The organism is Pseudomonas sp. PDM22 (assembly GCF_014851965.1).
Classification (GTDB): Bacteria; Pseudomonadota; Gammaproteobacteria; order Pseudomonadales; family Pseudomonadaceae; genus Pseudomonas.
On sequence record NZ_JACVAR010000002.1, the window covers coordinates 87,496 to 112,104 of the forward strand.

The 24,609-nt window shown below is 65.2% G+C and carries 22 protein-coding genes; 10 read left to right on the forward strand and 12 right to left on the reverse strand.

Annotated elements, in window-relative coordinates; genetic code table 11:
• Positions 1-62 precede the first annotated feature (62 nt).
• Positions 63-689 (forward strand): LysE family translocator, encoded by a 627-nt coding sequence (locus IB255_RS06080; RefSeq protein ID WP_192209884.1) that lies wholly within the window; start codon positions 63-65, stop codon positions 687-689.
• Between the two features lie 9 nt (positions 690-698).
• Here IB255_RS06080 and IB255_RS06085 read toward each other — a convergent pair whose 3' ends face one another.
• The 9 genes from IB255_RS06085 to IB255_RS06125 form a co-directional block, all read right to left on the reverse strand.
• On the reverse strand, positions 699-1,358 hold the full coding sequence (locus IB255_RS06085) for a hypothetical protein (RefSeq protein ID WP_192209885.1): 660 nt from the start codon (positions 1,356-1,358) through the stop codon (positions 699-701).
• A 161-nt stretch (positions 1,359-1,519) separates the two neighbouring features.
• A complete protein-coding gene (locus tag IB255_RS06090) occupies positions 1,520-2,491 on the reverse strand; it encodes a peptide ABC transporter ATP-binding protein (RefSeq protein WP_151189449.1) in 972 nt (323 codons plus the stop codon).
• Positions 2,488-3,465: an ABC transporter ATP-binding protein gene (locus IB255_RS06095; protein WP_081517423.1), complete on the reverse strand. Its 978-nt coding sequence runs from the start codon at positions 3,463-3,465 to the stop codon at positions 2,488-2,490. The genes IB255_RS06090 and IB255_RS06095 overlap by 4 nt, the downstream gene beginning before the upstream one ends.
• A gap of 67 nt (positions 3,466-3,532) precedes the next feature.
• A complete protein-coding gene (locus tag IB255_RS06100) occupies positions 3,533-4,444 on the reverse strand; it encodes an ABC transporter permease subunit (RefSeq protein WP_081517424.1) in 912 nt (303 codons plus the stop codon).
• A gap of 14 nt (positions 4,445-4,458) precedes the next feature.
• Positions 4,459-5,469 carry an ABC transporter permease subunit gene (locus tag IB255_RS06105; protein WP_045209546.1) on the reverse strand — a complete coding sequence of 337 codons (1,011 nt, stop codon included), beginning with the start codon at positions 5,467-5,469 and terminating at the stop codon, positions 4,459-4,461.
• Between the two features lie 74 nt (positions 5,470-5,543).
• Complete coding sequence (locus IB255_RS06110) at positions 5,544-7,130, reverse strand: ABC transporter substrate-binding protein (RefSeq protein ID WP_192209886.1); 1,587 nt, start codon at positions 7,128-7,130, stop codon at positions 5,544-5,546.
• An 11-nt stretch (positions 7,131-7,141) separates the two neighbouring features.
• A complete protein-coding gene (locus IB255_RS06115; RefSeq protein WP_192209887.1) occupies positions 7,142-8,551 on the reverse strand; it encodes an OprD family outer membrane porin in 1,410 nt (469 codons plus the stop codon).
• Positions 8,552-8,714: 163 nt separating this feature from the next.
• Positions 8,715-10,322, reverse strand: a complete 1,608-nt coding sequence (locus IB255_RS06120; RefSeq protein WP_192209888.1) for an ABC transporter substrate-binding protein — start codon at positions 10,320-10,322, stop codon at positions 8,715-8,717.
• 198 nt (positions 10,323-10,520) lie between these two features.
• Complete coding sequence (locus IB255_RS06125) at positions 10,521-11,084, reverse strand: helix-turn-helix domain-containing protein (protein WP_081517427.1); 564 nt, start codon at positions 11,082-11,084, stop codon at positions 10,521-10,523.
• 178 nt (positions 11,085-11,262) lie between these two features.
• Here IB255_RS06125 and IB255_RS06130 point away from each other — a divergent pair, with 178 nt between their 5' ends.
• Complete coding sequence (locus IB255_RS06130) at positions 11,263-12,480, forward strand: M24 family metallopeptidase (protein ID WP_192209889.1); 1,218 nt, start codon at positions 11,263-11,265, stop codon at positions 12,478-12,480.
• 56 nt (positions 12,481-12,536) lie between these two features.
• On the opposite strand, the gene IB255_RS06135 is transcribed toward IB255_RS06130, so the two are convergent.
• From IB255_RS06135 to IB255_RS06145, 3 genes are all read right to left on the reverse strand, one after another.
• Entirely contained in the window at positions 12,537-14,129 is a 1,593-nt protein-coding gene (locus tag IB255_RS06135; protein ID WP_192209890.1) for an ABC transporter substrate-binding protein, read from the reverse strand.
• Positions 14,130-14,178: 49 nt separating this feature from the next.
• Positions 14,179-15,780, reverse strand: coding sequence for an ABC transporter substrate-binding protein (locus IB255_RS06140; protein WP_192209891.1), 1,602 nt, complete (start codon positions 15,778-15,780; stop codon positions 14,179-14,181).
• Positions 15,781-16,003: 223 nt separating this feature from the next.
• A complete protein-coding gene (locus tag IB255_RS06145; RefSeq protein WP_192209892.1) occupies positions 16,004-16,720 on the reverse strand; it encodes an SIMPL domain-containing protein in 717 nt (238 codons plus the stop codon).
• A gap of 230 nt (positions 16,721-16,950) precedes the next feature.
• Between IB255_RS06145 and IB255_RS06150 the strand changes: the two genes are divergently transcribed.
• The 8 genes from IB255_RS06150 to IB255_RS06185 all read left to right on the forward strand — a co-directional run bounded on the left by IB255_RS06150 (position 16,951) and on the right by IB255_RS06185 (position 24,571).
• Positions 16,951-18,207: an ATP-binding protein gene (locus IB255_RS06150; protein WP_045209553.1), complete on the forward strand. Its 1,257-nt coding sequence runs from the start codon at positions 16,951-16,953 to the stop codon at positions 18,205-18,207.
• 24 nt (positions 18,208-18,231) lie between these two features.
• A complete protein-coding gene (locus IB255_RS06155; RefSeq protein ID WP_081517431.1) occupies positions 18,232-18,792 on the forward strand; it encodes a response regulator transcription factor in 561 nt (186 codons plus the stop codon).
• A 68-nt stretch (positions 18,793-18,860) separates the two neighbouring features.
• Positions 18,861-20,594: an ABC transporter ATP-binding protein/permease gene (locus tag IB255_RS06160; RefSeq protein WP_081518160.1), complete on the forward strand. Its 1,734-nt coding sequence runs from the start codon at positions 18,861-18,863 to the stop codon at positions 20,592-20,594.
• Between the two features lie 190 nt (positions 20,595-20,784).
• Positions 20,785-21,768, forward strand: coding sequence for a M23 family metallopeptidase (locus tag IB255_RS06165; protein WP_081517432.1), 984 nt, complete (start codon positions 20,785-20,787; stop codon positions 21,766-21,768).
• Complete coding sequence (locus IB255_RS06170) at positions 21,749-22,123, forward strand: hypothetical protein (protein ID WP_225594718.1); 375 nt, start codon at positions 21,749-21,751, stop codon at positions 22,121-22,123. The genes IB255_RS06165 and IB255_RS06170 overlap by 20 nt, the downstream gene beginning before the upstream one ends.
• 18 nt (positions 22,124-22,141) lie before the next feature.
• Positions 22,142-22,576: a bactofilin family protein gene (locus IB255_RS06175; protein ID WP_192209893.1), complete on the forward strand. Its 435-nt coding sequence runs from the start codon at positions 22,142-22,144 to the stop codon at positions 22,574-22,576.
• Positions 22,577-22,646: 70 nt separating this feature from the next.
• The gene (locus IB255_RS06180; RefSeq protein WP_081517434.1) at positions 22,647-23,588 is read left to right on the forward strand and encodes an AEC family transporter; all 942 of its coding nucleotides are present in this window, start codon (positions 22,647-22,649) and stop codon (positions 23,586-23,588) included.
• Between the two features lie 188 nt (positions 23,589-23,776).
• Positions 23,777-24,571: a YfaP family protein gene (locus IB255_RS06185; RefSeq protein ID WP_081518162.1), complete on the forward strand. Its 795-nt coding sequence runs from the start codon at positions 23,777-23,779 to the stop codon at positions 24,569-24,571.
• Positions 24,572-24,609 lie beyond the last annotated feature (38 nt).

Below are 24,609 nucleotides of genomic sequence, written 5' to 3' on the forward strand. Positions count from 1 at the left end.
CACTTGCCTCGGCCTTCAGGCATAGAATCCCTATCCGCAATGACTTCTTCGGAGTGGCTCTTGTGGATATCGGCGTCTTCCTGCTGGCCCTGGCGATGGTCTACCTGCTGCCGGGGCCGGACATGATTCTCCTGCTGCACACCGGTGCCCGCGACGGCTGCCGCGCGGCTCTGGCAACGGCCCTGGGGCTGGGCTTGGCCCGTGGCTGCCACGTCGCGCTGGCGGCGACCGGGCTGGCGCTGCTGTTTCGCACCGCGCCCTGGACCTTCGATGTCGTGCGCATCGGCGGCGGCCTCTACCTGGCGTGGATTGGCCTGCAACTGCTGCGCACACCGCTGGGTTTGCCGGTAGCGACCGGCTCGGCTGGGTTATCCACAGTCAGCTACCGACGAGCATTTCGCCGGGGCCTGCTGACCAATCTGCTCAACCCCAAGGCGCTGCTGTTCTGTTCGGTGCTGCTGCCGCAGTTCATCCATCCGCAGAACGGCCCGCTGGCGCTGCAGTTCGGGCTGTTGGGCGGCGTGCTGGTGGTGGTCGGGCTGGGGTTCGACAGCTTCTACGCCGTCAGTGGCGAGCGCATGGGGCGCTGGCTGGCGCGGCACCGGACGATGCAGCGTGTTCAGCAGTGGGGCTTCGGCGGCATCCTGCTGGGCTTCGGCGTGCGCCTGGCGCTGATCCGCGATTTGTAGAAGCGCGGATCAGAGGTCTTCCGGCTGGATTTTCCACAGCCGCGCCACCGAGGGCTTCTGCGGATTGCGCGCGACCACCAGCAGGCCCAGGTCCTTGCCGCGCAACTCGCGCAGCAGTTGCGCGCCCATGCGCTGTTGCAGGCTCTCGGCAAGATGCCCGAGGGCGATGGCCGCTGCTGCCGGGTGCGTGGCGACCGGCACGTAGCTGCCGTCGTCCATGTCCAGCACCACATGCTTTTCGCCGGGCTCCGGCGTGGGGAGGTGCAGGCTGGTCTTGAGCAATTGCGCCATGGCTTCGTCGCGCTGGGCGGCCGTCAGTTGTCCCGGTGGCAGTGCGCGTTCCAGGGCGAAGAATTCGTCCTTGGGCTCGACCTTCGGTTTGGCCTCTGCCGGCGGCTGGGTGGGAGCCGCGGCACGAACCGACGCGGGCAGTGGCTTTGGCGCTGGCGGGGGCGGCGCACTGAAATCCAGCTCCTCCTGATCGAGACCGTCCCAGTCGATTTCGTCGAGTTCGACGTCCTCCGCTGGCGCTTTCTTCTTCGCCGCTGGCTTCTTCCGCGACTTCACGGCCGCGCGCACGTCCATCCGTCGCTGACGCTTCCACTTGTGCAACTGGACGTTGGCGACGATGGCAGTGACGAGGATGAGCAGAAGGTAGAACAGCAACATGGAGGATCGTGGCCCTGTGGATAACGGCCACGGCGTGCAGGCAGTGGCGGGGTGCCACCCTGGCGGGATTGTCTGGATCAGGCGATAGGCCTGTTCCGGCTGCGTCGTAGGACGCAGCTGTTTCCGAAAGAGGGGCCGGTCTATGACCGGCCCGTTTCGTATCAGTTCAGGAACTGCTCCGCATGGTGGCAGGCCACCTGGCGCTCATCGAGCAGGCGCAGTTCCGGCACCTCGGTCTTGCAGCGCTCGGTCGCATACGGGCAGCGCTTGTGGAAGGCGCAGCCGGTGGGCGGGTTGAGTGGGTTGGGGAGTTCGCCCTGGATCTTGATCTTGGGCTTGTCCGGATCGGGGTGGATGGCCGGGGTCGCCGACAGCAGCGCCTGGGTGTAGGGGTGCAGCGGGCGCTCGTAGAGCTTGTCCGCCGGGCCCATTTCCGCCGGGCGGCCGAGGTACATCACCAGCACGTCGTCGGCCACGTGGCGGACCACGGCGAGGTTGTGGGAGATGAACACATAGGCGGTGCCGAACTCCTGCTGCAGGTCCATGAACAGGTTGAGCACCTGCGCCTGGATCGACACGTCCAGCGCCGAGGTCGGTTCGTCCGCCACCAGCACCTTGGGCCGCAGCATCATGGCGCGGGCCAGGGCGATTCGCTGGCGCTGGCCGCCGGAGAACATGTGCGGGTAGCGCTGGTAGTGCTCGGGGCGCAGGCCGACCTGCTTCATCATCGCCTGCACGCGCTCGCGGCGTTCGGCGCGGGACAGGCTGGTGTTGATGACCAGCGGCTCGGCCAGCTGGTCGCCGATCTTCTGCCGCGGGTTGAGCGAGGCGTAGGGGTTCTGGAAGACCATCTGCACGTCGCGGCGCAGTTGCTTGCGGGTGTCGTGGTCGGCGCCTTTCACCTCGTGGCCGGCGATCTGCAGGGAGCCGGAAGTGGGTTCCTCGATCAGGGTCAGCGCGCGGGCGAGGGTGGATTTGCCGCAGCCGGACTCGCCAACCACGGCGAGGGTCTTGCCGGCCTGCAGGTCGAAGGACACACCGTTCAGCGCGCGGACCAGGGCGTGCGGCTTGAACAGGCCCTGGGAGATTTCATAGTGACGGGTCAGGTCGCGGGCGGTCAGGACGGCGCTCATCGGGCCACCTCGGTGTTCAGGTTGAGCGGGTAGAAGCAGCGCACGGCGCCGCGTTCATGGGCTTCGAGGGCAGGGCGCACGCTGCGGCAGTTGTCCTGCACGTAGGGGCAGCGCGGCGACAGCAGGCAGCCCTGCGGGCGGTCGTACTTGCCGGGGACGATGCCGGGCAGGGTGGCCAGGCGTTCCTCGCCGGCGCTGTGCTCGGGGATCGCCTTGAGCAGCGCCTCGGTGTACGGGTGCGTCGGCAGGTCGAACAGCGCCGGCACCTCGCCGATCTCCACCGCCTGCCCCGCGTACATCACGCAGACGCGCTGGGCGGTCTCGGCGACCACGGCGAGGTCGTGGGTGATCAGGATCAGCGCCATCCCCTGGTCGCGCTGCAGGTTGAGCAGCAGCTCCATGATCTGCGCCTGGATGGTCACGTCCAGCGCGGTGGTGGGCTCGTCGGCGATCAGCAGCTTGGGCTCGCCGGCGATCGCCATGGCGATCGCGACGCGCTGGCTCATGCCGCCAGAGAGTTGGTGCGGGTAAGCGTCCAGGCGCTGCGCGGCGCCGGGGATCTCCACCCGTTCGAGCAGTTCCAGGGCGCGCTGGCGCAGGGCCTTGCCGCGCAGGCCGAGGTGCAGCTTGAGCACTTCCTCGATCTGGTAGCCGACGGTGAAGCTGGGGTTGAGGGCGGTCATCGGGTCCTGGAAGACCATGGCGATGTCCTTGCCGACGATGCGCCGCCGCTCGCGTCCCTTCAGGCGCAGCATGTCGGTGCCGTCGAATTGCATGGTGTCGGCGGTGATGATGCCGGGGGCGTCGATCAGGCCCATCAGGGCCATCATGGTCACCGACTTGCCGGAGCCGGATTCGCCGACGATGGCCAGGACTTCGCCCTTGTCCACCGAGAGGTCGAGGCCGTCCACCACCGGGACGGCGTTGCGGTCGCCGAAGCGGACCGAAAGATTGCGCAGGTCGAGGAGGCTCATACGGCGGTCTCCATCAGGCTTTTCTTGTTGTGATCGGCGATCTTGAGGCTGTGCATGGTCACTGTCCTCACGCTGCGTTCTTCAGCTTCGGGTCCAGCGCATCGCGCAGGCCGTCGCCCATCAGGTTGATTGCCAGCACGCTGAGCAGGATGGTCAGGCCGGGCAGCGAGACGACCCACCAGGCGCGCTCGATGTAGTCGCGCGCGGAGGCCAGCATGGTGCCCCACTCGGGCGTCGGCGGCTGTACACCCAGGCCGAGGAAGCCCAGTGCGGCGGCGTCGAGGATCGCCGAGGAGAAGCTCAGGGTGGCCTGTACGATCAGCGGCGCCATGCAGTTGGGCAGCACGGTGACGAACATCAGGCGCAGGGTGCCGGCACCGGCGAGGCGTGAGGCGGTGACGTAGTCGCGGTTCAGCTCGCCCATCACGGCGGCGCGGGTCAGGCGCACATAGGCCGGCAGCGAAACGATGGCGATGGCGATCACGGTGTTGATCAGGCCCGGGCCGAGGATGGCGACGATGGCCACCGCCAGCAGCAACGAGGGCAGGGCCAGCATGATGTCCATCAGGCGCATGATCACCGGGCCCAGGCGGGTCGGCGAGAAGCCGGCGAGCAGCCCGAGGAAGATGCCGGGGATCATCGAGATCAGCACCGAGGTCAGGCCGATCATCAGCGACAGGCGCGCGCCGTGCATCAGGCGCGAGAGCAGGTCGCGGCCCAGTTCGTCGGTGCCCAGCAGGAACTGCGAGTTGCCGCCTTCGAGCCACAGTGGCGGGGTGAGCAGAAAGTCGCGGAACTGCTCGCTTGGGTCATGGGGCGCGACCCACGGCGCGAACAGCGCGCAGAACACGATGACCAGCATGAACAGGAGGCCGCCGACCGCGCCCTTGTTGCGCGAGAAGGCATGCCAGAATTCTTTCAGCGGGGACGGGTAGACCAGGCTCGGGTCGCTGGCGGGAGCTTTGGCGTTGGCATTCATGGCGTCGGCTCCGGTTAGCGTTGATGACGGATGCGTGGGTTGGCGAGGCCGTAGAGGATGTCCACGATGAAGTTCACCAGGATCACCAGGGTCGCCACCAGCAGGATGCCGTTCTGCACCACCGGGTAGTCGCGGCGGCCGATGGCGTCGATCAGCCACTTGCCGATGCCGGGCCAGGAGAAGATGGTCTCGGTCAGCACCGCACCGGCGAGCAGCGTGCCGACCTGCAGGCCGAACACGGTGAGTACCGGGATCATGGCGTTGCGCAGGGCGTGCACGAACACCACGCGGGCCGGCGACAGGCCCTTGGCGCGGGCGGTGCGCACGTAGTCCTCGCGCAGTACTTCGAGCATCGAGGAGCGGGTCATCCGGGCGATCACCGCCAGCGGGATGGTGCCCAGCACGATGGCCGGCAGGATCAGGTGGCGCACGGCGTCCATGAAGGCGCCTTCTTCATCCGACAGCAGCGTGTCGATGAGCATGAAGCCGGTCTTCGGCTCGATGTCGTAGAGCAGGTCCAGACGCCCGGAAACCGGCGTCCAGCCCAGGGAAACGGAGAACAGCATGATGAGGATCAGGCCCCACCAGAAGATCGGCATCGAGTAGCCGGCCAGGGAGATGGTCATCACCCCGTGGTCGAACAGCGAGCCTCGCTTCAAGGCGGCGATCACCCCGGCGAGCAGGCCGAAGACGCCGGCGAACAGCAGGGCGGCCAGGGACAGTTCGAGGGTCGCGGGGAACAGGGTGAGGAACTCGTGCCAGACACTGTCGCGTGTGGTCAGCGACTCGCCGAGGTTGCCCTGGGCGAGGTTGCCGACGTAGTCGAGGTACTGCTGGTAGAGGGGCTTGTCGAGCCCCAGGCGGTGCATGGCCTCGGCATGCATCTGCGGATCGACGCGGCGTTCACCCATCATCACTTCCACGGGGTCGCCCGGAATCAGGCGGATCAGCGCGAAGGTCAGCAGGGTGACGCCGAAGAAGGTCGGGATCAGCAGACCGAATCGACGTGCGATGAAACTGAGCATGGTGGTTGGGGGCTCCTCACCGAGCGGCTACCCGTCGGATCACGACGGGCGCCGGTTTCTTATGACTTTGCCGGTTACTGGATCTGAACGTCGGCGAAGTTGTTTTTTGTCAGCGGGCTGATGGTGTAGCCCGAGATAGTGCTGCGGCGCACATTGAACAGCTTAGGATGTGCCAGGGGAATCCATGGGGCCTGCTCGTGGAATATGGATGTCGCCTTTTTGTAAAGTTCCGCCCGTTTTGCGTTGTCGCTGGTCTGGCGGGCTTCCTGGATCAGCGATTCGAAGTCCTGATCGCACCAGAAAGCATGGTTTTCGCCTGATTTCGCTGCCGCACAGCTCAGGTTGGGCGAGAGGAAGTTGTCCGGGTCGCCGTTGTCGCCGGCCCAGCCGCCATAGAGCGAGAGGTCGTGCTCGCCGGCCTTGATGCGCTTGATCAGTTCGCCGAACTCCAGGGTGCGGATGTCCAGCGTGATGCCCACCTTGGCCAGATCCGACTGCAGCATCTGTGCCATTTGTGCCGCATTGGGGATGGTCGAGGAACTGCCGTTGCGGGTGAACAGGGTCAGCTTGAGGTTCTCCACGCCCGCTTCCTTGAGCAGCTCCCTGGCTCGTTCAGGATCGTACGGCCAGTCCTGGATGTCTTTGTTGTAACCCAGCAGGGTGGCGGGGTACGGGTTGATGGCCGGCGTGGCCGCGCCATTCCCGTAGACGGCATCCAGCATGGCCTTCTTGTCGAACGCCAGATTGATGGCCTGGCGCACGCGCACGTCGTCCAGCGGTTTGTGCCGGGTGTTCAGGGCGACATAGGTCGTGAGCAGGGCGTCGATGCTGTCCACTGCCAGGTTCTTGTCCTGCTCCAGACCCGGCACGTCCGACGGCTTGGGGTAGAGCGCGATCTGGCACTCGTTGCGGCGGATCTTCTGTAGTCGGACGTTGGAATCCGGGGTGATGGCGAAGATCAGGTTGTCGATCTTCGGCTTGCCGCCGAAGTAGTCCGGGTTGGCGCGGAAACGAACCTGGGCGTCCTTGGCGTAGCGGTTGAAGACGAAGGGCCCGGTGCCGATGGGCAGGTTGTTGAGCTGGCCCTGCTTGCCGGCGGCCAGCAACTGGTCGCCGTACTCGGCCGAGTAGATGGAGGCGAAGTCCATCGCCATGTCGGCCAGGAACGGCGACTCCGGGTGATTCAGGGTGAAGCGCACGGTGAGGTCGTCGAGCTTTTCCACCGACTTGATCAATTCGCGCATGCCCATGGCGTCGAAGTAGGCATAGCCGCGCGCGGACGATTCGTGCCAGGGGTGCTTCGGGTCCAGCGGACGCTGGAAGGTCCAGAGCACGTCGTCGGCGTTGAGGGCGCGCGTGGGCTTGAAGTAGTCGGTGGTATGGAACTTTACGTCCGGGCGCAGGTGGAAGGTGTAGCTCAGCCCGTCGGGGCTGACCTCCCAGCTTTGCGCCAGCGAAGGCACCACTTCGGTGGTGCCGGGGCGGAAGTCGGCCAGGCGATTGAAGACGGTCTGGCCGCTGGCATCGGCGGTGACCGCGCCGGTGTACTGGACGATGTCGAACCCTTCCGGGCTTGCTTCGGTGCAGACCACCAGGTTCTGCGCCAGGGCGGTGCCGCTGCCGAGCGCGAGCAGAAGGGGGATCAGACGCGGGATGGGCATGCCGGTTCTCCTTACAGCAGGTTGAACGGGAAGTTGCTGACCAGGCGGATCTCGTTGACGCTACCGTCCGCCTGATTCTGGCTGGCCAGGTGCTTCATGTAGGTCAGGCGGAAGCTGCTGCTCTTGAGCGGGCCGTCCTGCAGCGTGAAGCCGGTGGAGAGGCCGAGCTCGTGGTGCTTCTCGTCGTCCATGGCGCGCACGTTGTAGCCGCTCACGCCGTTGCGGTCGCCGTCGTAGTGGGTGCCGTCGATACCCCAGCCCTTGGCGTACCACGCCATGGTGGTCAGGCCGGGCACGCCGAAGGCCGCCCAGTCGGTGCTGTAGCGCAGCTGCAGGGACTTTTCGTTGGGACCGTTGTAGTCGGAGAGCAGGGAGTTGGCCAGGTAGATGGCCGCAGTCTCGTGCACGTAGTCGAAGTACTCGTCGCCACGAATCTGCTGCCAGCCCAGCAGCACGGCATGGGCGCCGTGGGTGAGGGTGAAGGCGAGGCTGTAGGCATCGTTGTCGATGTAGCCGGCCTTGCGCTCGCCGGTGTCGCCGGTGTGGTAGAAGTTCAGGCTGGTATTCAGCGCCAGGCTGGATGGGTCGCCCAGGTCGTGGGAGGCGCCGAAGTAGTACTGGTTCCAGATGTCTTCGAAGTGCGCGCCATAAGCGGTGAGCTTCAGTTCCTTCATCGCCTGGTAGCTGCCGCCCAGGTAGCTGAAGTGGCTGCCGGAAAAGTCCTGCGCACCGTACTCGGTGGTCAGGCGTTCGCTGCCTGCGCCGGTGCGCGGGCTGGCGCGGGTGAAGCTGCCAGCCTGGACCTGCAGGCCTTCCAGCTCTTCGCTGAGGAGGCTGACGCCATCGAAGGACGAGGGCAGGGCGCGGTTGTCGTTGATGTTGAAGACCGGGGTCTCGGTCTGTTGGCGACCCGCGCGCAGCTCGGTGTTGGAGGCGCGCAGCTTCAGGTTGGCCACGCCCATCTTCGACCACTGCGGCACGGCATCCCCGTCGCTGTCGGTCAGGGTGCGCGTACCGCCGCCAGCGATGCGTCCGTGGCCGCGTTCCAGGGCGATCTCGTTGAAGGCGGAGGCGTCCAGGCCAACGCCCACGGTGCCCTGGGTGTAGCCGGAGCTGTACTTGAGCTGGCTGCCCTGGGTCCAGGTGTAGCGGCTGTGGGTCGGCTCGGTATAGCCGTCCTTCTTGATGTTGAAGTGGAAACTGTCCTTCATCTGCTCGCGGGCGGCGAAGTTGCGGGTGCTGAAGGTCAGGCTCTGGCCTTCGATGAAGCCTTTCGCGCCGGCCTGGCCCTTGATCACCACTTCGCTGTTGCGGAGGGTTTCGTCTGGGGGCAGATCGTCCTCGTCGGCGAATGCCTGGCCCAGCGGGGCGCCCAGGACGGCGAGTGCCAGAAGCGTGCGGGTGAATACGTGATGCTGCATGAGTTGCTCCTTGTTGTTGTCGGTTTTCCTAGCAACGAATGCATCCCCTCCGCCCATCGGAGAGATGGGGGAGCCGGCAGGCGGAGGGGAAGACGGGATGTGCCGCCCGGTCTGCGCCGGGCTGGCGTTCAGGCGGCCGTGGCCGCCGGTGTCGAGTCGGCGATCAGGGCTGGTTGGCCACGCCGTAGAAGGAGTTGCGCCCGAAGGGGCTGATCAGGAAGCCCTGCACCGATTTGCGCATGGGCTGGTAGACGGTGGAGTGGGCGATGGGGCTGATCGGCAACTGCTGCGCGAGGAGTTGCTGGGCCTTCTGGTACAGGGCCACTCGCTGGTCGTGGTCGGTGGTGGCCTTGGCCTGGCGCACCAGCTTGTCGTAGGTGGCGTCGCACCACTTGGAGACGTTGTTGCCGCTCACCGAATCGCAGCCGTAGAGGGTGCCCAGCCAGTTGTCCGGATCACCGTTGTCGCCGGTCCAGCCGAACAGCATGGCGTCATGCTCGCCGGCATGGGCACGCTTGATGTACTCGCCCCACTCATAGGTGACGATCTTCGCCTTGATGCCGACCTTGGCCCAGTCTGCCTGGATCATCTCGGCCATCAGCTTGGCGTTGGGGTTGTACGGGCGTTGCACGGGCATCGCCCAGAGGGTGATCTCGGTTCCTTCGGCCACGCCGGCTTGCTTCAGCAGCGCCCTGGCCTGCTCCGGATCGTAGGCCTGGCCCTTGATCGATTGGTCATAGGACCACTGGGTCGGCGGCATGGCGTTCACCGCCAGCTGGCCAGCGCCCTGGTAGATCGCGTCGATGATCGCCTGCTTGTTCAGCGCCATGTCCAGCGCTCGGCGCACATCGGTCTTGTCCAGCGGAGCGTGGGTGACGTTGTAGGCCAGGTAGCCGAGGTTGAAGCCTGGCTGCGACGGCATGTTCAGGTTCGGGTCCTGCTTCAGCGCCTCGAGGTCCGCCGGGCGCGGGTTCAGGGTGATCTGGCATTCGCCGGCCTTGAGCTTCTGCATGCGCACCGAGGCGTCGGTATTGATGGCGAAGACCAGGTTGTCGACCTTCACGTCCTCGGGCTTCCAGTAATCCTTGTTGCCCTTGAAGCGGATCATCGCGTCCTTCTGGTAGCGGCTGAACACGAACGGACCGGTGCCGATGGGCTTCTGGTTGATCTCGCCGGGCTTGCCCTGTTTGAGCAACTGGTCGGCGTATTCGGCGGACTGGATCACCGCGAAGTTCATTGCCAGGTTCTGCACGAAGGCCGCGTCGACCTCGTTCAGGGTGAAGGTCACGGTGTGCTCGTCGACCTTGCCGACCCTGGCGATGTTGCGATCCAGGCCCATGTCGGTGAAGTACGGGAACTCGGTTGGGTACGCCTTGCGGAACGGCTGCTCCTTGTCGAGCATGCGGTTGAAGGTGAACAGCACGTCGTCGGCGTTGAATTCGCGGGTCGGCTTGAAGTAGTCGGTGGTGTGGAACTTCACACCCGGGCGCAGGTGGAAGGTCCAGGTCTTGCCGTCGGCGGAGGTTTCCCAGCTTTGCGCGAGTGCTGGCTGGGCTTCGGTGCCGCCGCGCTGGAACTGCACGAGGCGGTTGAACAGGGTTTCCGAGGTGGCGTCGTAATCGGTGCCGGTGGTGTATTGGCCGGGGTCGAAGCCCGCCGGGCTGCCTTCGGAGCAGTACACCAGGCTGGAGGCGGCCTGAGCCGCGGAGCCGGCGAGCAGCAGCCCGCCGAAGGCGAGTGCGTGCAGGGGATTACGTCGCATCTTGCGCATTGCCTGACCTCATTCTTGTTTTTCTGAGGGGGCCGGCGAACCGATGGGGTTTGCAGCCGGCCTGGTCGGACTGGTCCGGATAAGGCCTATCCATTCATGGTCGGGCTGTGCCCGGCCACGCCGCGCCGAAGTTAAGTCAGGCTGAAATTAAGTTCAACTTAAAATTCAGTGGTACTGAAAATTTTGCCAGTCTGTGAATCAGGTGGCGGGATGTTCGCCGAACAGCGGAAGGGTGGTGACGGTGAGCATTTCCGCCACGCTGTCGCCGACATTGCGCAGGCAATGACGCTTGCCGGAGTCGAAGTGTACGGAGTCGCCGGGGCCTAGCGGATAGGTGTGGCCATCGATGTCGTAGGCGATACGCCCGGTGAGGACGTAGGCGAATTCCGAGCCGTCGTGGGTGATCAGTTCGGATTCGTAGCCCACCGGGACAGTCACCTTCACCGCGTTCAGCTGGTTGCCGGGGAAGCTGCTGGACAGCCGCTCGTAGCTCAGTGGCTGGCCTTCGATGGTGTAGCGCACTCGCTCGCCCTGGTGCGAGTCCGGCGGGATCTGCTGCGGAGAGTCGAAGAGGGCGTTGAGCGGTACGTCCAGCGCCTTGGCGATGCTGGCCAGGGAAGACAGCGAGACGCCAGTGAGATTGCGCTCGGCCTGGGACAGGAAGCTGGCGGTCAGGCCGGATTCGGCGGCCACCTGGTTCAGGGTCTTCTTCGCTGCGCGCCGATAACGGCGCAGGCGTTCTCCGATACGATCTGCGGACATTGGCAAGGCTCTTGTGGGACGCCGGCAGCATACCAGTGTCGTCGGCCGGTGAAAGCATCGAGCCATCAGCGGACGGAAAATCGGCCGCAAGGAGGCAGAACACCGAAAAGCCTTTGACCGGGAATTTCAGTGCTGCTTAAATTTCAGGTCGTTTCATTCCATTCCTCGGGAGAGTCGCATGACATTGGGAGTTGGGGGCGTGAGCCCCGAGCAGGCGCTGGCGAAATTGCAGGTCATGACGGCCGGCGCTCGGCCCATTGCGCTCGAGGAGTACCAGGCGCGCATCGCGCAGCTGCAGCAGTTGATGCAGGCGCGGGAAATCTCGGCGGTATTCGTCGATGCCGGCAGCACGCTGGTCTATTTCACCGGCCTGAAGTGGAGCCCCAGCGAACGGCTGGTGGGCGCGCTGGTGCCGGCGCGGGGCGAAGTGCGCTACATCGCCCCGGCCTTCGAAGAGGGCACGGTGCGCGATCTGCAGGTGCTGCCCGGCAGCATCAGCGTGTGGGCCGAGCACGAGAGTCCGTTCGCCCTGCTGGCTGGAATGCTGGCGGAGATTGAAGTGCGTGAAGGTGCGCGGGTCGGCCTTTCCCACAGCCTGCCGTTCGGCATGTTCGAGCGCCTGCGCCAGGCGACGGGCAAGCTGCAACTGGTGGACGCCGGCGCGCTGATCGAGCAGTGCCGGCGCTGCAAGTCGCCGGCGGAGCTGGCGCTGATGCAGCGGGCGAAGGACATGACCCTGGAAGTACACAAGGCCGCTGCGAGCATCCTGCGCGAGGGCATCACCACCACCGAGGTGACGCGCTTCATCGAGGTGGCGCACCGGCAGGTCGGCGCGCCGGGTTCGACCTTCTGCATCGTGCTGTTCGGCGAGGACAGCGCCTTCCCCCACGGCGTGCGCCAACCGCGCCCGTTGCGTGAAGGCGACATGGTGCTGATCGACACGGGGTGCCAGCTGTTCGGCTACAACTCGGATATCACCCGCAGCTACGTGTTCGGCTCGCCCAGCGCGCGCCAGCGGGAGCTGTGGGACCTGGAGAAGGCCGCGCAACAGGCTGCGTTCGACGCCGCTGTGCTGGGTGAACCCTGCGAGCAGGTGGATGCCGCGGCCCGCCGTTGCCTGGAGGCCGGCGGCTTAGGGCCGGATTACGCGCTGCCCGGATTGCCGCACCGCACCGGCCACGGTATCGGTCTGGATATCCACGAGGGGCCGTACCTGGTGCGCGGCGACAGCACGCCGCTGGACGTCGGCATGTGCTTCAGCAACGAGCCGATGATCTGTGTGCCGGGGGAGTTCGGTATCCGTCTGGAGGACCACTTCTACATGACGGCGGAAGGTCCGCGCTGGTTCACCCAGCCGAGTCATTCAGTGGACGATCCGTTCGGCCTGGATGCCTGAAGTTTGGTCCAGGAGCGGGCCATGCCAGCGATCGCGCGCATGGCGCGCTCCTACAGTCAGGGCGCGACTTCAACCCGCGAGAAGTTGTTCGACCCCAGCGGGCTCAGGGTGAAGCCGCTCACGCCCGGTCGCACCACGGCGAACTGCTTCGGGTAGGCCAGGGCGATCCACGGTGCCTCGCGCTGGTAGATTGCCAAGGCCTGGCGGTAGAGGCCCGCACGGGCTTCCTGAGCGGTAATGGCGCGGGCCTTGCGCAGCAGTTCGTCGAACTCCGCGTTGCACCAGCCCGCCTGGTTCTCGCCACTCTTGGCGGCGGCGCAGGAAAGGTTCGGTGTCAGGAAGTTGTCCGGGTCGCCGTTGTCGCCAGCCCAGCCCATGAAGATCAGGTCGTGCTCGCCCTGCTTGGCGCGTTTGATCAGCTCGCCCCATTCGAACACGCGGATGTCCGCCTGGATGCCGATCTGTCCCAGGTCGTTCTGCAGCATCTGCGCGCCGATGCCGGGGTTGGGGTTGGTCGGCCCGCCGCCGGGGCGGGTCCAGATCGACAGTTTCAGGCCGGGCTTGATGCCCGCTTGGTCCAGCAGCTGTTTCGCCCGCGCCGGATCGTGGGGCCAGACCTTGAGTTGCGGATCGGAGCCCCACAGCGTCGGCGGATAAGGCGCCACTGCCAGCGTCGCGGCGCCTTCGCCGAATTGCGCGCGCAGGTAGGCGTCGCGATCGAAGGCGAGGTTGATCGCCTGGCGCACGCGCACGTCGTCCAGCGGCTTGTGTCGGGTATTGATGCCGACATAGGCGACCAGCAGCGAGTCCAGTTCTTCGATCGTCAGCTTCGGGTTCTGGCGCAGCGCGGGGATGTCGGTGGGCTTGGGGTAGACGGCGATCTGGCAGTCGCCGGCCTTGACCTTCTGGATACGCACGTTCGGATCAGGAGTGATCGCCAGCAGCAGGCGGTCGATCTTCGGCTTGCCGCCCCAGTAGTCGGGGTTGGCGTTGAAGCGCACCTGGGCGTCCTTCTGGTAGCGCTGGAAGACGAAGGGGCCGGTGCCGATGGGCAGGTTGTTCAGTTGGTCGGCCTTCTCGGCGGCCAGCAGCAGGTCGCCGTACTCGGCGGAATAGATGGAGGCGAAGCCCATGGCGAGGTCGGCGAGGAAGGGCGCCTCGGGGTGCCTGAGGGTGAAGCGCACGTGGTGGTCGTCAAGCTTTTCCACTGCGCTGATCAGGCCGGGCAGGCCCATCGCCTCGGCGTAGGGGAAGCCGCGCGGGGCCAGCTTGTTCCACGGATGCTTCGGGTCGAGCTGGCGCTGGAAGCTCCAGAGCACATCGTTGGCGTCGAACTCGCGGGTCGGGGTGAAGTAGTCGGTGCTGTGGAATTTCACGCCCTGACGCAGGGTGAAGGTGTACTGCAGGCCGTCGTCACTGATCTCCCAGCTTTCCGCCAGCGCGGGCACCACGCGGGTGCTCCCGGGGGCGAACTGTACCAGGCGCTCGAAGACGGTCTCCGCCGAAGCATCGGCGGTGGTGGCGGCGGTGTACTGGGTGATGTCGAACCCTTCCGGGCTGGCCTCGGTGCAGACCACCAGGGATTGGCCGAATGCCGGCGCGCAGCCGAGCAGGCTGGCGAGGGTCAGGCGGATGAGCGCTTTGCGCACGGCGGCTGCCGGAAGAAAGGGCCGCCGGGAAACCCGGCGGCCGCTGGCCTTACTTGCCTACGCTGACGCCGTAGAACGAGTTCAGCGCGAACGGGCTGATCTTGAAGTCCTGCACCGTCTTGCGCATCGGCTGGTACACGGTGGAGTGGGCGATCGGGGTGATCGGCACCTGCTCCTTGAGGATGTGCTGGGCCTGCTTGTACAGCTCGGTGCGCTTGGCCTGGTCGGGGGTGCGCTTGGCATCCTTGATCAGCTTGTCGTAGGCCGGGTCGCACCACTTGGAGAAGTTGTTGCCGTCCACGGCGTCGCAACCGTAGAGGGTGCCCAGCCAGTTGTCCGGGTCACCGTTGTCGCCGCTCCAGCCGATCAGCATGGCGTCGTGCTCGCCGCCCTTGGCGCGCTTGATGTACTCGCCCCACTCGTAGGTGACGATCTTCGCCTTGATACCGACCTTGGCCCAGTCGGACTGCAGCATCTCGGCCATCAGCTTGGCGTTGGGGTTGTAGGGGCGCTGCACCGGCATGGCCCACAGGGTGATCTCGGTGCCTTCGGCCACGCCGGCCTTCTTCAGCAGTTCCTTGGCCTTTTCCGGGTTGTAGCCGGCGTCCTTGATGGTGTCGTCGTAGGACCACTGGGTTGGCGGCATGCCGTTCACGGCCAGTTGGCCGGCGCCCTGGTAGACGGCGTCGATGATTGCCTTCTTGTTCACCGCCATGTCCAGCGCCTCGCGCACTTCAAGCTTGTCGAACGGCTTGTGCAGGACGTTGTAGGCGATGTAGCCGAGGTTGAAGCCCGGCTGCGACGGCATGTTCAGGTTCGCATCCTTCTTCAGCGCTTCCAGGTCGGCCGGGCGCGGGAAGAGGGTGATCTGGCACTCGTTGGCCTTGAGCTTCTGCATGCGCACCGAGGCGTCGGTGTTGATGGCGAAGATCAGGTTGTCGATCTTCACCTCGCCCTTGTTCCAGTAGTCCGGGTTGGCCTTGAAGCGGATCATCGCGTCCTTCTGGTAGCGACTGAACACGAACGGACCGGTGCCGATCGGCTTCTGGTTGATATCGGCGGCCTTGCCCTGCTTGAGCAACTGGTCGGCGTATTCGCCGGACTGGATCGAGGCGAAGCTCATGGCCAGGTTCTGGATGAACGCGGCGTCGACTTCATTGAGGGTGAACTTGACGGTGTGGTCGTCGACCTTCTCCACCTTGGCGATGTTCGCGTCCATGCCCATGTCGGTGAAGTAGGGGAACTCGGTCTGGTACGCCTTACGGAACGGGTGGTTCTTGTCGAGCATGCGGTTGAAGGTGAACAGCACGTCGCCGGCGTTGAACTCGCGGGTCGGCTTGAAGTAGTCGGTGGTGTGGAACTTCACGCCGGAACGCAGGTGGAAGGTGTAGGTCTTGCCGTCATCGGATACGTCCCACTTTTCCGCCAGGCCCGGGATGACCTGGGTGCCGCCGCGCTCGAACTGGGTGAGGCGGTTGAAGACCGTCTCGGCCGAGGCGTCGAAGTCGGTGCCGGTGGTGTACTGGCCGGGGTCGAAGCCCGCGGGGCTGCCTTCGGAGCAGTAGACCAGGTTGTTGGCGGCGTGGGCGAGCGGGGCGCTGGCGATCAACCCAGCGGCAATCATGGAGCGGATGACGGCGTTCTTACGCATACGGACCTCTGTTTATTCTGGTTGTCATCGAGGGGCAGCCTCGTGAGCTGCGTTGCGTGAAGCTATGCACGGCACATGCCGGGCGCAAGCGGTCGACCGGGGTGAGTGTAGAAGTTGTGACGCGGGTGCAAGGGAATGTCGCAATTTCGACAATGGGAACCGTGCGGTCGGGTGGCGGCGCCCCGGTCCGAAGGAGGCGCCGCGCTGGAGGAGAGCGTAGGTGTTACGGCATCTGCACCTCGATCGTGCCGTCGGCGCTGACGGTGACCTGGCTGGTGCCGGCTTCGATTTCCTGGGCCGGGGCGCCGCCGTAGCTGTCGGCCTTCATCGCCGCCATGCGCATCACCGGCATGGGGGGCGGCGCGCCGGAGGTGTTCAGGCTGAGGCTGACCAGCTTGTAATCCTTGCCGCCGAGCGCGTCGGTGAGGACCTGGGCGCGGGCCTTGAAGGCATCCACGGCGCCTTTCATCATCGCGTCCTCATTCTTCGCGCGGGTGGCGTCGGCGATGCTGAAGTTCATGCTGCCCATCTTCAGCTTGCCCAGCAGGTCGGCACTGAGCTGGGAGAGGGCGGCGAAGTCGGTGCTTTCCAGGCGGATTTCCGCGCGCTCGCGCCAGGCGGTGATCTTCTGCCCCTTGTCGTCATACACCGGGTAGCTGCTGCGGCTGCCCAGGCTGACAGTCACGCCTTTCACCTTGCGGGCCTGCTCGACCGCCGCGTTCATCGCGGTGGTGGTCTCGGCGGCGAGCTTGGCCGGGTCGGTGCCCTGGCCTTCGCTGAACAGGGTCACGTGCATCAGGTCGTGGGCGACTTCCTGGCTGACCTCGGCGCGCAGCGAAACCTGGTTGTAGCGAGGTTCGTCTGCCAGGGCTCCCAGGCTGGTGGCGCACAGGGCGATGGCGGCGGCGATGGCGGTGAAGGGTTTCTTCAGTACAGACATGGATGACTCCTTGCTCCAGAAAATGTCCGAGCCACAGCTTAGTAGAGGCAGTGGCGAGAACTGTCAGACCCTTTGACGAGGAAGGGTTCGGATTCGGGTTAATGACCGATGTCACCAATTGTTTCGGGCTGGGGCGGCCGTCACAGGGCGCGCTGGAGTATGCTGTGGCGCTATGCCGCATTAAGGGGAGGGGGCTCTTGGCTATACTCGCGCAAATTCCGGAATTCACCATGCGCCCACCGGTTTTCCAGCTGTCCGCCAGTCGTCAGAACCTTCTGCATCTGACGCTCATCCGTATTCTCGTCCTTGCCGCCCAGGCCGGTTCCGTCGGGCTCGCCTACAAGGCCCAGCTGATCCAGCTGCCCTGGCTGGCGCTCGGCGTGACCATCGGCGTCTCCCTCGTGCTGTGCCTGGGTACTGCGCTGCGCCTGCGCGGTCCGTGGCCGGTCACCGAGCTCGAGTACGCCGTCCAGCTCGCCTGCGACCTGGTCATCCACAGCGTGCTGCTCTATTACTCGGGCGGTTCGAGCAACCCCTTCGTCTCCTATTACCTGGTGCCGCTGACCATCGCCGCGGCGACCTTGCCGTGGCTCTACACCATCGCCCTGGCCGGCCTCGCGCTGGCCAGCTATACGGTGCTGCTGGTGTGGTTCCACCCGCTGGAGATGGCGGCCGGGCAGCGCGACAACCTGCTGATCTACGGGATGTGGCTGAGCTTCGCGCTGGCCGCCGCGCTGATCACTTTCTTCGTCGCCCGCATGTCCGAGTCGCTGCGCCGCCAGGAACAGTTGCAGGCCCAGCGCCGCGAGGAAGGCATGCGCGACCAGCAACTGCTGGCCGTTGCCACCCAGGCCGCCGGCGCTGCCCATGAGCTGGGCACGCCCCTGGCGACCATGAGCGTATTGCTCAAGGAATTGCGCCAGACCAATGCGGACCAGCCGATGTTGCAGGAAGATCTCGCCCTGCTGCAGGAGCAGGTCAAGCTCTGCAAGACTACTCTTCAGCACCTGGTACGCGCCGCCGAGGCGGATCGTCGCCAGGCGGTGGAAGAGCAGGGCGCCAACGAATGGGTCGAGTCGGTGCTGCGTCGCTGGCACCTGATGCGCCCCGAGGCGAGCTATCGCTACCAGACGCTGGGCAAGGGCAAGGCGCCGCGGATGACTCCGCCGACCGACCTGAGCCAGGCGCTGCTGAATCTTCTGAATAACGCGACGGACGCCTGTCCGGACGATCTGGACATCCGCCTGGACTGGGATGCCGGTGAAATCTGCCTGAGCATCCGCGACCAGGGCCCGGGCGTGCCGCTGGCGATTGCCGAACAGCTCGGCAAGCCGTTCTTCACCACCAAGGGCAAGGGCTTTGGCCTGGGGTTGTTCCTCAGTCAGGCCAGCGTGACCCGCGCGGGTGGAACGGTGAAGTTGTATAACCATGAAGATGGCGGCACTCTGACCGAGTTGCGTCTGCCCAGAAGCTATGGCGTGGCCTGATAGCCGCGCCCGCGAGGAAGTACCATGAGCGAAGAGATCCTGTTCGAAGGCGAAGAGCAGCCCCACCTGCTGCTGGTGGACGACGATGCCACCTTTACCCGCGTCATGGCCCGAGCCATGACCCGCCGCGGGTTGCGGGTGTCGGTCGCCGGCTCCGCCGAGGAAGGCCTGGCCATGGCCAAGGAAGATCTGCCCGACTACGCCGTGCTGGACCTGAAGATGGACGGCGACTCCGGCCTGGTGCTGCTGCCCAAGCTGCTCGAGCTCGACGCCGAGATGCGCGTGGTGATCCTCACCGGCTATTCCAGCATCGCCACCGCGGTGGAAGCCATCAAGCGCGGCGCCACCAACTACCTGTGCAAACCAGCCGATGCCGACGATGTGCTCACTGCACTGCTGTCGCAACATGCCGACCTGGAATCCCTGGTGCCGGAAAACCCCATGTCGGTGGATCGTCTGCAGTGGGAACATATCCAGCGCGTGCTTGCCGAACATGACGGCAACATCTCCGCGACCGCTCGAGCGCTGGGTATGCACCGGCGCACATTGCAACGTAAGCTGCAGAAGCGCCCGGTGAGGCGTTAAGCGATCGATAAGACAAAGGAGCGCCAATGAGCGCTCCTTTTTATTTCCAGCCGTGCGAGCCGACCCCCATGACCGACAGCGCCGAGTACCGGGCCGCGAACGACGCCGTTCGCAGCCGCTTCTTCCACCGAGTCTGGCAACTCACCGCGCCCTACTGGCGCAGCGAAGAGAAGGGCATGGCCTGGTTGCTGCTGATCGTGGTGATCGCCCTGTCGCTGGTCGGCGTGGCCCTCAGCGTCTGGCTCAACAGCTGGTACCGCGACTTCTACAACGCCCTGCAGAACAAGGACCTGAAGAGCTTCATCCACCTGATGCTGATGTTCTGCGGCATCGCCGCGGTGTTCATCCTCACCGCGGTGTACCGGCTGTACCTCACCCAGATGCTCACCATCCGCTGGCGCCGCTGGCTTACGGAGAAGCACTTCGCCGCCTGGCTGGGCGACAAGAACTACTACCGCCTGGAGCAGCGTGGGCACACCGACAACCCTGACCAGCGTCTTTCCGAAGACCTCAACAGCTTCACCGACACCACCCTGACCCTTGGTCTGGGGCTGATCCGCAACATCGTCAGCCTGGTGTCCTTCTCGGTCATTCTCTGGGGCGTATCCGGCAGCATCGAGCTCTTCGGTATCAGCATTCCCGGCTACATGTTCTGGGCGGCACTGCTCTACGCCGCGGTCGGCAGCTGGTTGACGCACCTCATCGCACGCCGCCTGATCGGTCTGAACAACCGCCAGCAACGCTACGAGGCGGACCTGCGTTTCGGCCTGGTGCGGGTGCGCGAGAACGCCGAAAGCATCGCCCTGTACAACGGCGAGGCCAACGAGAGCGCCCGCCTGATGGGCCGCTTCCGCAACGTCTGGAGCAATTTCTGGGAACTGATGAAGGTGCAGAAGCGCCTGACCTTCTTCAGCTCAGGCTACGCCCAGATCGCCACCGTGTTTCCCTTCATCGTCGCCGCGCCGCGCTACTTCTCCGGGCAGATCCAGCTCGGCGAACTCATGCAGATCAACTCCGCCTTCGGCAACGTGCAGGACGGCCTGAGCTGGTTCATCGACGCCTACGCCAGCCTCGCCAGCTGGCGCGCCACCTGCGACCGTCTGCTGAGCTTCCGCGAGACCATGGACGAGACTGCCCATGAGTCCGCCAACATCGACGCGCGCAAGACCGGTGACAACCTGCAACTGCACAACCTCACCCTGAGCCTGGGCAACGGCCGAGAATTGCTGCAGCCCACCAGCCTGGAGCTGAACCCCGGCGAGCACGTGCTGATCGGCGGCCCCTCCGGCGGCGGCAAGAGCACCCTGTTGCGCGCCATGAGCGGCCTCTGGCGCTATGGCAGCGGCGTGGTGCAGATGCCTGACGCACGCAGCCTGTTCGTCCCGCAGAAACCCTATCTGCCCATCGGCACCCTGGCCGAGGCGCTGAGCTATCCGGAGTCAGGCGATCGCCACGCCCCTGAGCAGCTGAAGCAGGTGCTGCATCTGTGCCGCCTGGATTCGCTGGTGCCGCGTCTGGATGACGCCGATCACTGGCAGCGTGTGCTCTCGCCGGGCGAGCAGCAGCGCCTGGCCATCGCCCGCGCGCTGCTCTACGCACCGCAGTGGCTGTTCCTCGACGAAGCCACCTCCGCGCTCGATGAATCCGACGAAGCCGCGCTCTATCAGGTGCTGCTCGACCAGTTGCCGGGGGTGACGCTGGTCAGCATTGGCCACCGGGTCAGCCTGAAGCGATTCCACTCGCGCCAACTGCGCCTGGAGGAGCATCGTTTGCAGGAGATCGAGTCCGTTTTACCGGCGTAGTGGCAGTTTGATTCACTGGGATAATGTGATCCTGTTAGTGGGAAACATCTGAAAGTCTTCTCAGACAAGATGATTTCTTCTTATTTATTTACATTTTTCAGTGTTTAGCCGCTGCGAAGTTTTCAAGAACAGGTACCCTGTGCACCCCGGCGGCCACCCGTCGGGCCGAATGCAATTCACTGGTACCGCTATGAAATCCCTTTCCCCGTCACGCCAAGCCCTGACCCGCTCGGACCTGCGCCTGGTCGACCCGCGCCGGATCGTGGTGATCGGTGGCTGCGTGGCCGTACTGTTCGCTGTTGCGGCCTTCGCCGGCGGCATCTGGGTCGGTCGGGTCAACCTCGCGCCGGCGCCGATGCCGGTCGCTGCCCCGGCCGAGCCGGCGGCGGAAGACGACTCCGGCGAACGCTTCGCCGCGGAGCGCATCGGCGACCTGGCCGGTCGCCTGCAGGTACTGGAAAAGGATGCGACCTATCTGCTCCAGGCCGTCGACAGTCACGAGGAAATCGCCCGCAAGCTGGCCAAGGTCGATCCGGAACTGGTACCCAAGCCCAAGGCCGCGGCAAAGGTCGCGGCGTCCGGCAAAGGCGAGGGCGGCATCCTCCTGCCTCCGCGTCCCTGTGCCGAGCCGCTGCCCGGCTCGACCGACGATCTGCAGCAGGGCGAGCGCTCGGCGAAATGCCTGCGCCGGGTCTTCGACCTGCTGATGGATCAGGTGGCCCGCCGCAATGCCGATTTCATGGCGATTCCAGCGCGCCGGCCGGTCGAGCAGGCGCGCCTGGGCTCGCCCTTCGGCAACCGATTCGACCCCTTCAATCATCACCTGGCCTTCCATTCCGGGCAGGACTTCTCCGCGCCCACCGGCAGCCCGATCCACGCGGCCGCGGGAGGGCGCGTGATCGTGGCGGGGCCGAACCCCTCCTATGGCAATCGGGTGGAAATCGACCACGGCAACGGCCTGGTGACCCGCTACGCCCACGCTTCCAAGCTGGAGGTGAAAGTTGGCGACGTCGTGCTGCCGGGGCAGGAAATCGCCAAGGTCGGCTCCACCGGGCGTTCCACCGGCCCGCACCTGCACTTCGAAGTGCTCTACCACGGCGAGTTCGTTGACCCACAGAACTTCCTCTCGCTAGGGGGAATGGAGATCGATAGCGATGGCATGGCCACGGACTAGAAAGCCTTCTACCCGCGACCTGCTACGCGCCGACCATTCGCCCCATGCTCCCCGTGGCTCGGCATGGTTCGGCCGCCTGCTGGCGCTGTTCGTCCTGCTGGCGGCGGTGCTGGCGGGCCTGTGGTTCGTGCGCGGGCTGGACGACAGCCAGGGCCAGAAACACGCCGATGAGCTGCATGCGCTGCAGGAACAGGTGGTGCAACTGACCGCCGAACTGGAGGAAAAGCGCATGCAGGGCGAGGAGGACCGCGCCAACCGTGAACAACTGATGCGCCGCATCGATTCGATGTCGGCCGAGATCAAGAAACTCAAGACCGAGCTGGCCTTCTACCGCCAGCAGAAACCTGGCAAGTAGTCCGCGCGAGGAAATTCGATGTTCAGCAACAGCAAGAAAAAAGGGCCGCAGGTGACGGTGGACAAGTTCTCCAGCCTGTTGTCCGGCAACGTCGCTCTGGTAGGAGACATTCAGTTCGAGGACGGCCTGAAGGTCCTCGGCACGGTGAAGGGCAACGTAATCCACAAGCCCGGCGCGGCCAGCCTGCTGGCGCTCAGTGCGGAAGGCCGAATCGAGGGTAATGTCAGCAGTTATGATGCGCTGATCGACGGCACCATCGTCGGCGACCTGTACGTCGAGCACCTGCTGGAGTTGCATTCCAATGCGCGGGTAATGGGCAATATCCAGTATCGCCAACTGAGCATGGAGAATGGCGCCACCGTCGACGGCAAGCTGACCCGCGTGGCCGAGGGCGACGTGACCAGGTCTACGGAGTACCTGGCGCTGGCCCACGAGGAAGAGGGCGAAGCCTGATTTGCCCCGGCGCGGTGGGTACTTAGCTTGCTATGATTGTCGCCCCCACCGCCCAGACCCCTCCCGCCCCATGCTCGCACTCCTGCTCCAGACCTTCAGCATCACCGCCCCGGTCTTCGCCATGCTGTTCCTCGGAGTGCTGCTGCGCCGCGTGGGGGCGATCAACCCGGAATTCATCCAGACGGCGTCGGCGCTGGTGTTCAACGCCACCATGCCGGCGATGCTGTTCCTCGGCATCTACCACTCCGATCTGCACAGTGCGGCGCGCCCCGAAGTGCTGCTGTACTTCTGCGCGGCGACCCTGGTGGGTTTCCTGCTGGCCTGGGGCTGGGCCGTCTGGCGGGTGCCGCGCGAGGAGCGTGGCGTCTACGTGCAGGGTTCATTCCGCGGCAACAACGGCATCATCGGTCTGGCGCTGGCCACCAGCCTCTATGGCGACCACGGCCTGGCGCTGGGCTCGGTCCTCGCTGCGCTGGTGATCCTCTGCTACAACACGCTGTCCTCGGTGGTGCTGGCGATCTACAGCCCGAGCATGAAGTCCGACCCGCTGAGCATCGCCCGCAATGTCATCTGCAATCCGCTGATCATCAGCGTACTGGCGGCGCTGCCGTTCTCCTGGTTCGGTATCGGCCTGCCGAAGTGGCTGCTGACCTCCGCTGACTACTTCGCCCAGATGACCCTGCCGCTGGCGCTGGTGTGCATCGGCGGCACCCTGTCGCTGGCCTCGCTGCGCGAAAGCGGTGGGCTGGCGATCAGCGCGAGCCTGATGAAGATGGTCTGGCTGCCGCTGATCTGCACCTCCGTCGCCTGGGCATTGGGCTTCCGCGGCGCCGAACTGGGCGTGCTGTTCCTCTATTTCGCCAGCCCCACGGCGGCGGCCAGCTATGTCATGGCCCGTGCGGCCAATGGCAATCACGAGCTGGCGGCGTCGATCATCGTCATCACCACCCTGGTGGCGGCGCTGACGACCAACATCGGCATCTTCGTCCTGCAGTGGGGCGGCTGGATGTGACTCGGGGGAAGTCGAGATTCTTCCAATGGGTGTTGCGAAAAAGGCTATTCAGCTTGTAGGAAATTTCTGAAAGATCGCCTTGGGTCGCAACGCCGCGCTAACGCCGTTCCGCGCGTCGACAAGACCGGTTACATTTGGCTCCCCCCGCTATGCACGATCAAGGAATGTTCATGCAGCTCACGCGTCGGATGGTTCGTGCCGTCTTTTTTCTGTCAGCCAGTCTCCTGGCTGCGACGGTCGCTGCCGAGCCGAGTGCGGACCTCTCCAGCCCTGCCGCCGGCTGGCGCTATTCGGGTCTGACCGATGATCCCAGCGTGCCCCGCGTGGCCTATCCCACGCCACCCATCGACCGGGGCGGTTCCCGTGGCCGCAGCCTGATCGAGGGCCACCTGCGCGAAGTGGCCGGCGTCGACCGTGCCCAGCGCCTGGTAGTCAACGGCAATCCGCTCCCTCTCTACACCGACGGCGAAGGCAGGTTTGTCCGTCCGTACAACTTCGGCGCCGGCAGCAACAGCGTCGAGGTGGCCAGCGCCGAGGGCAAATCCCTCAAGCGCATCCAGTTCTACGAGGCCAACAACCACCGGGTCGCGCCGCGCCTGCGCCTGGCGCTGGGCTGGAACGACCCCAAGGCCGAGCTCGACCTGCATATCGTCACGCCCGACGGCCAGCATGCCTTCTGGGCGCGGCCGCGCCTGAGCAATGGCGGCGGCCTCGACCCGGACGGCGTCGATGGCCCCGGCCCGGAAATGTTCACCATGGCCGCGCCGCTGCACGGCACCTACCTGGTCTACGTGAACTACTGGGGCAACTACAACGCCAGCCAGGGTTACAACTTCCAGGAAGGCAACCACGAGCAGGACGTGATCACCGCCGAGATCAACCTGGTGTTCAACGAAAATACCGTCAACGAGAAGCGCGAGACCTTCGTGGTGCCGATGCGCACCATCGGTGATCTGGTGCTGGTGAAGACCTTCAACTACTGAATTCGCCCCTCGCAGGGATGACACGGGACAAGCGATCC

Excerpts from the sequence above, each read along its gene's own strand:
- IB255_RS06085 (WP_192209885.1), bottom strand. The coding sequence starts at position 1,358 with ATGTTGCTGTTCTACCTTCTGCTCATCCTCGTCACTGCCATCGTCGCC.
- IB255_RS06090 (WP_151189449.1), bottom strand. The coding sequence starts at position 2,491 with ATGAGCGCCGTCCTGACCGCCCGCGACCTGACCCGTCACTATGAAATC.
- IB255_RS06095 (WP_081517423.1), bottom strand. The coding sequence starts at position 3,465 with ATGAGCCTCCTCGACCTGCGCAATCTTTCGGTCCGCTTCGGCGACCGC.
- IB255_RS06100 (WP_081517424.1), bottom strand. The coding sequence starts at position 4,444 with ATGAATGCCAACGCCAAAGCTCCCGCCAGCGACCCGAGCCTGGTCTAC.
- IB255_RS06105 (WP_045209546.1), bottom strand. The coding sequence starts at position 5,469 with ATGCTCAGTTTCATCGCACGTCGATTCGGTCTGCTGATCCCGACCTTC.
- IB255_RS06110 (WP_192209886.1), bottom strand. The coding sequence starts at position 7,130 with ATGCCCATCCCGCGTCTGATCCCCCTTCTGCTCGCGCTCGGCAGCGGC.
- IB255_RS06115 (WP_192209887.1), bottom strand. The coding sequence starts at position 8,551 with ATGCAGCATCACGTATTCACCCGCACGCTTCTGGCACTCGCCGTCCTG.
- IB255_RS06120 (WP_192209888.1), bottom strand. The coding sequence starts at position 10,322 with ATGCGCAAGATGCGACGTAATCCCCTGCACGCACTCGCCTTCGGCGGG.
- IB255_RS06125 (WP_081517427.1), bottom strand. The coding sequence starts at position 11,084 with ATGTCCGCAGATCGTATCGGAGAACGCCTGCGCCGTTATCGGCGCGCA.
- IB255_RS06130 (WP_192209889.1), top strand. The coding sequence starts at position 11,263 with ATGACATTGGGAGTTGGGGGCGTGAGCCCCGAGCAGGCGCTGGCGAAA.
- IB255_RS06140 (WP_192209891.1), bottom strand. The coding sequence starts at position 15,780 with ATGCGTAAGAACGCCGTCATCCGCTCCATGATTGCCGCTGGGTTGATC.
- IB255_RS06145 (WP_192209892.1), bottom strand. The coding sequence starts at position 16,720 with ATGTCTGTACTGAAGAAACCCTTCACCGCCATCGCCGCCGCCATCGCC.
- IB255_RS06150 (WP_045209553.1), top strand. The coding sequence starts at position 16,951 with ATGCGCCCACCGGTTTTCCAGCTGTCCGCCAGTCGTCAGAACCTTCTG.
- IB255_RS06155 (WP_081517431.1), top strand. The coding sequence starts at position 18,232 with ATGAGCGAAGAGATCCTGTTCGAAGGCGAAGAGCAGCCCCACCTGCTG.
- IB255_RS06160 (WP_081518160.1), top strand. The coding sequence starts at position 18,861 with ATGACCGACAGCGCCGAGTACCGGGCCGCGAACGACGCCGTTCGCAGC.
- IB255_RS06165 (WP_081517432.1), top strand. The coding sequence starts at position 20,785 with ATGAAATCCCTTTCCCCGTCACGCCAAGCCCTGACCCGCTCGGACCTG.
- IB255_RS06170 (WP_225594718.1), top strand. The coding sequence starts at position 21,749 with ATGGCATGGCCACGGACTAGAAAGCCTTCTACCCGCGACCTGCTACGC.
- IB255_RS06175 (WP_192209893.1), top strand. The coding sequence starts at position 22,142 with ATGTTCAGCAACAGCAAGAAAAAAGGGCCGCAGGTGACGGTGGACAAG.
- IB255_RS06180 (WP_081517434.1), top strand. The coding sequence starts at position 22,647 with ATGCTCGCACTCCTGCTCCAGACCTTCAGCATCACCGCCCCGGTCTTC.
- IB255_RS06185 (WP_081518162.1), top strand. The coding sequence starts at position 23,777 with ATGGTTCGTGCCGTCTTTTTTCTGTCAGCCAGTCTCCTGGCTGCGACG.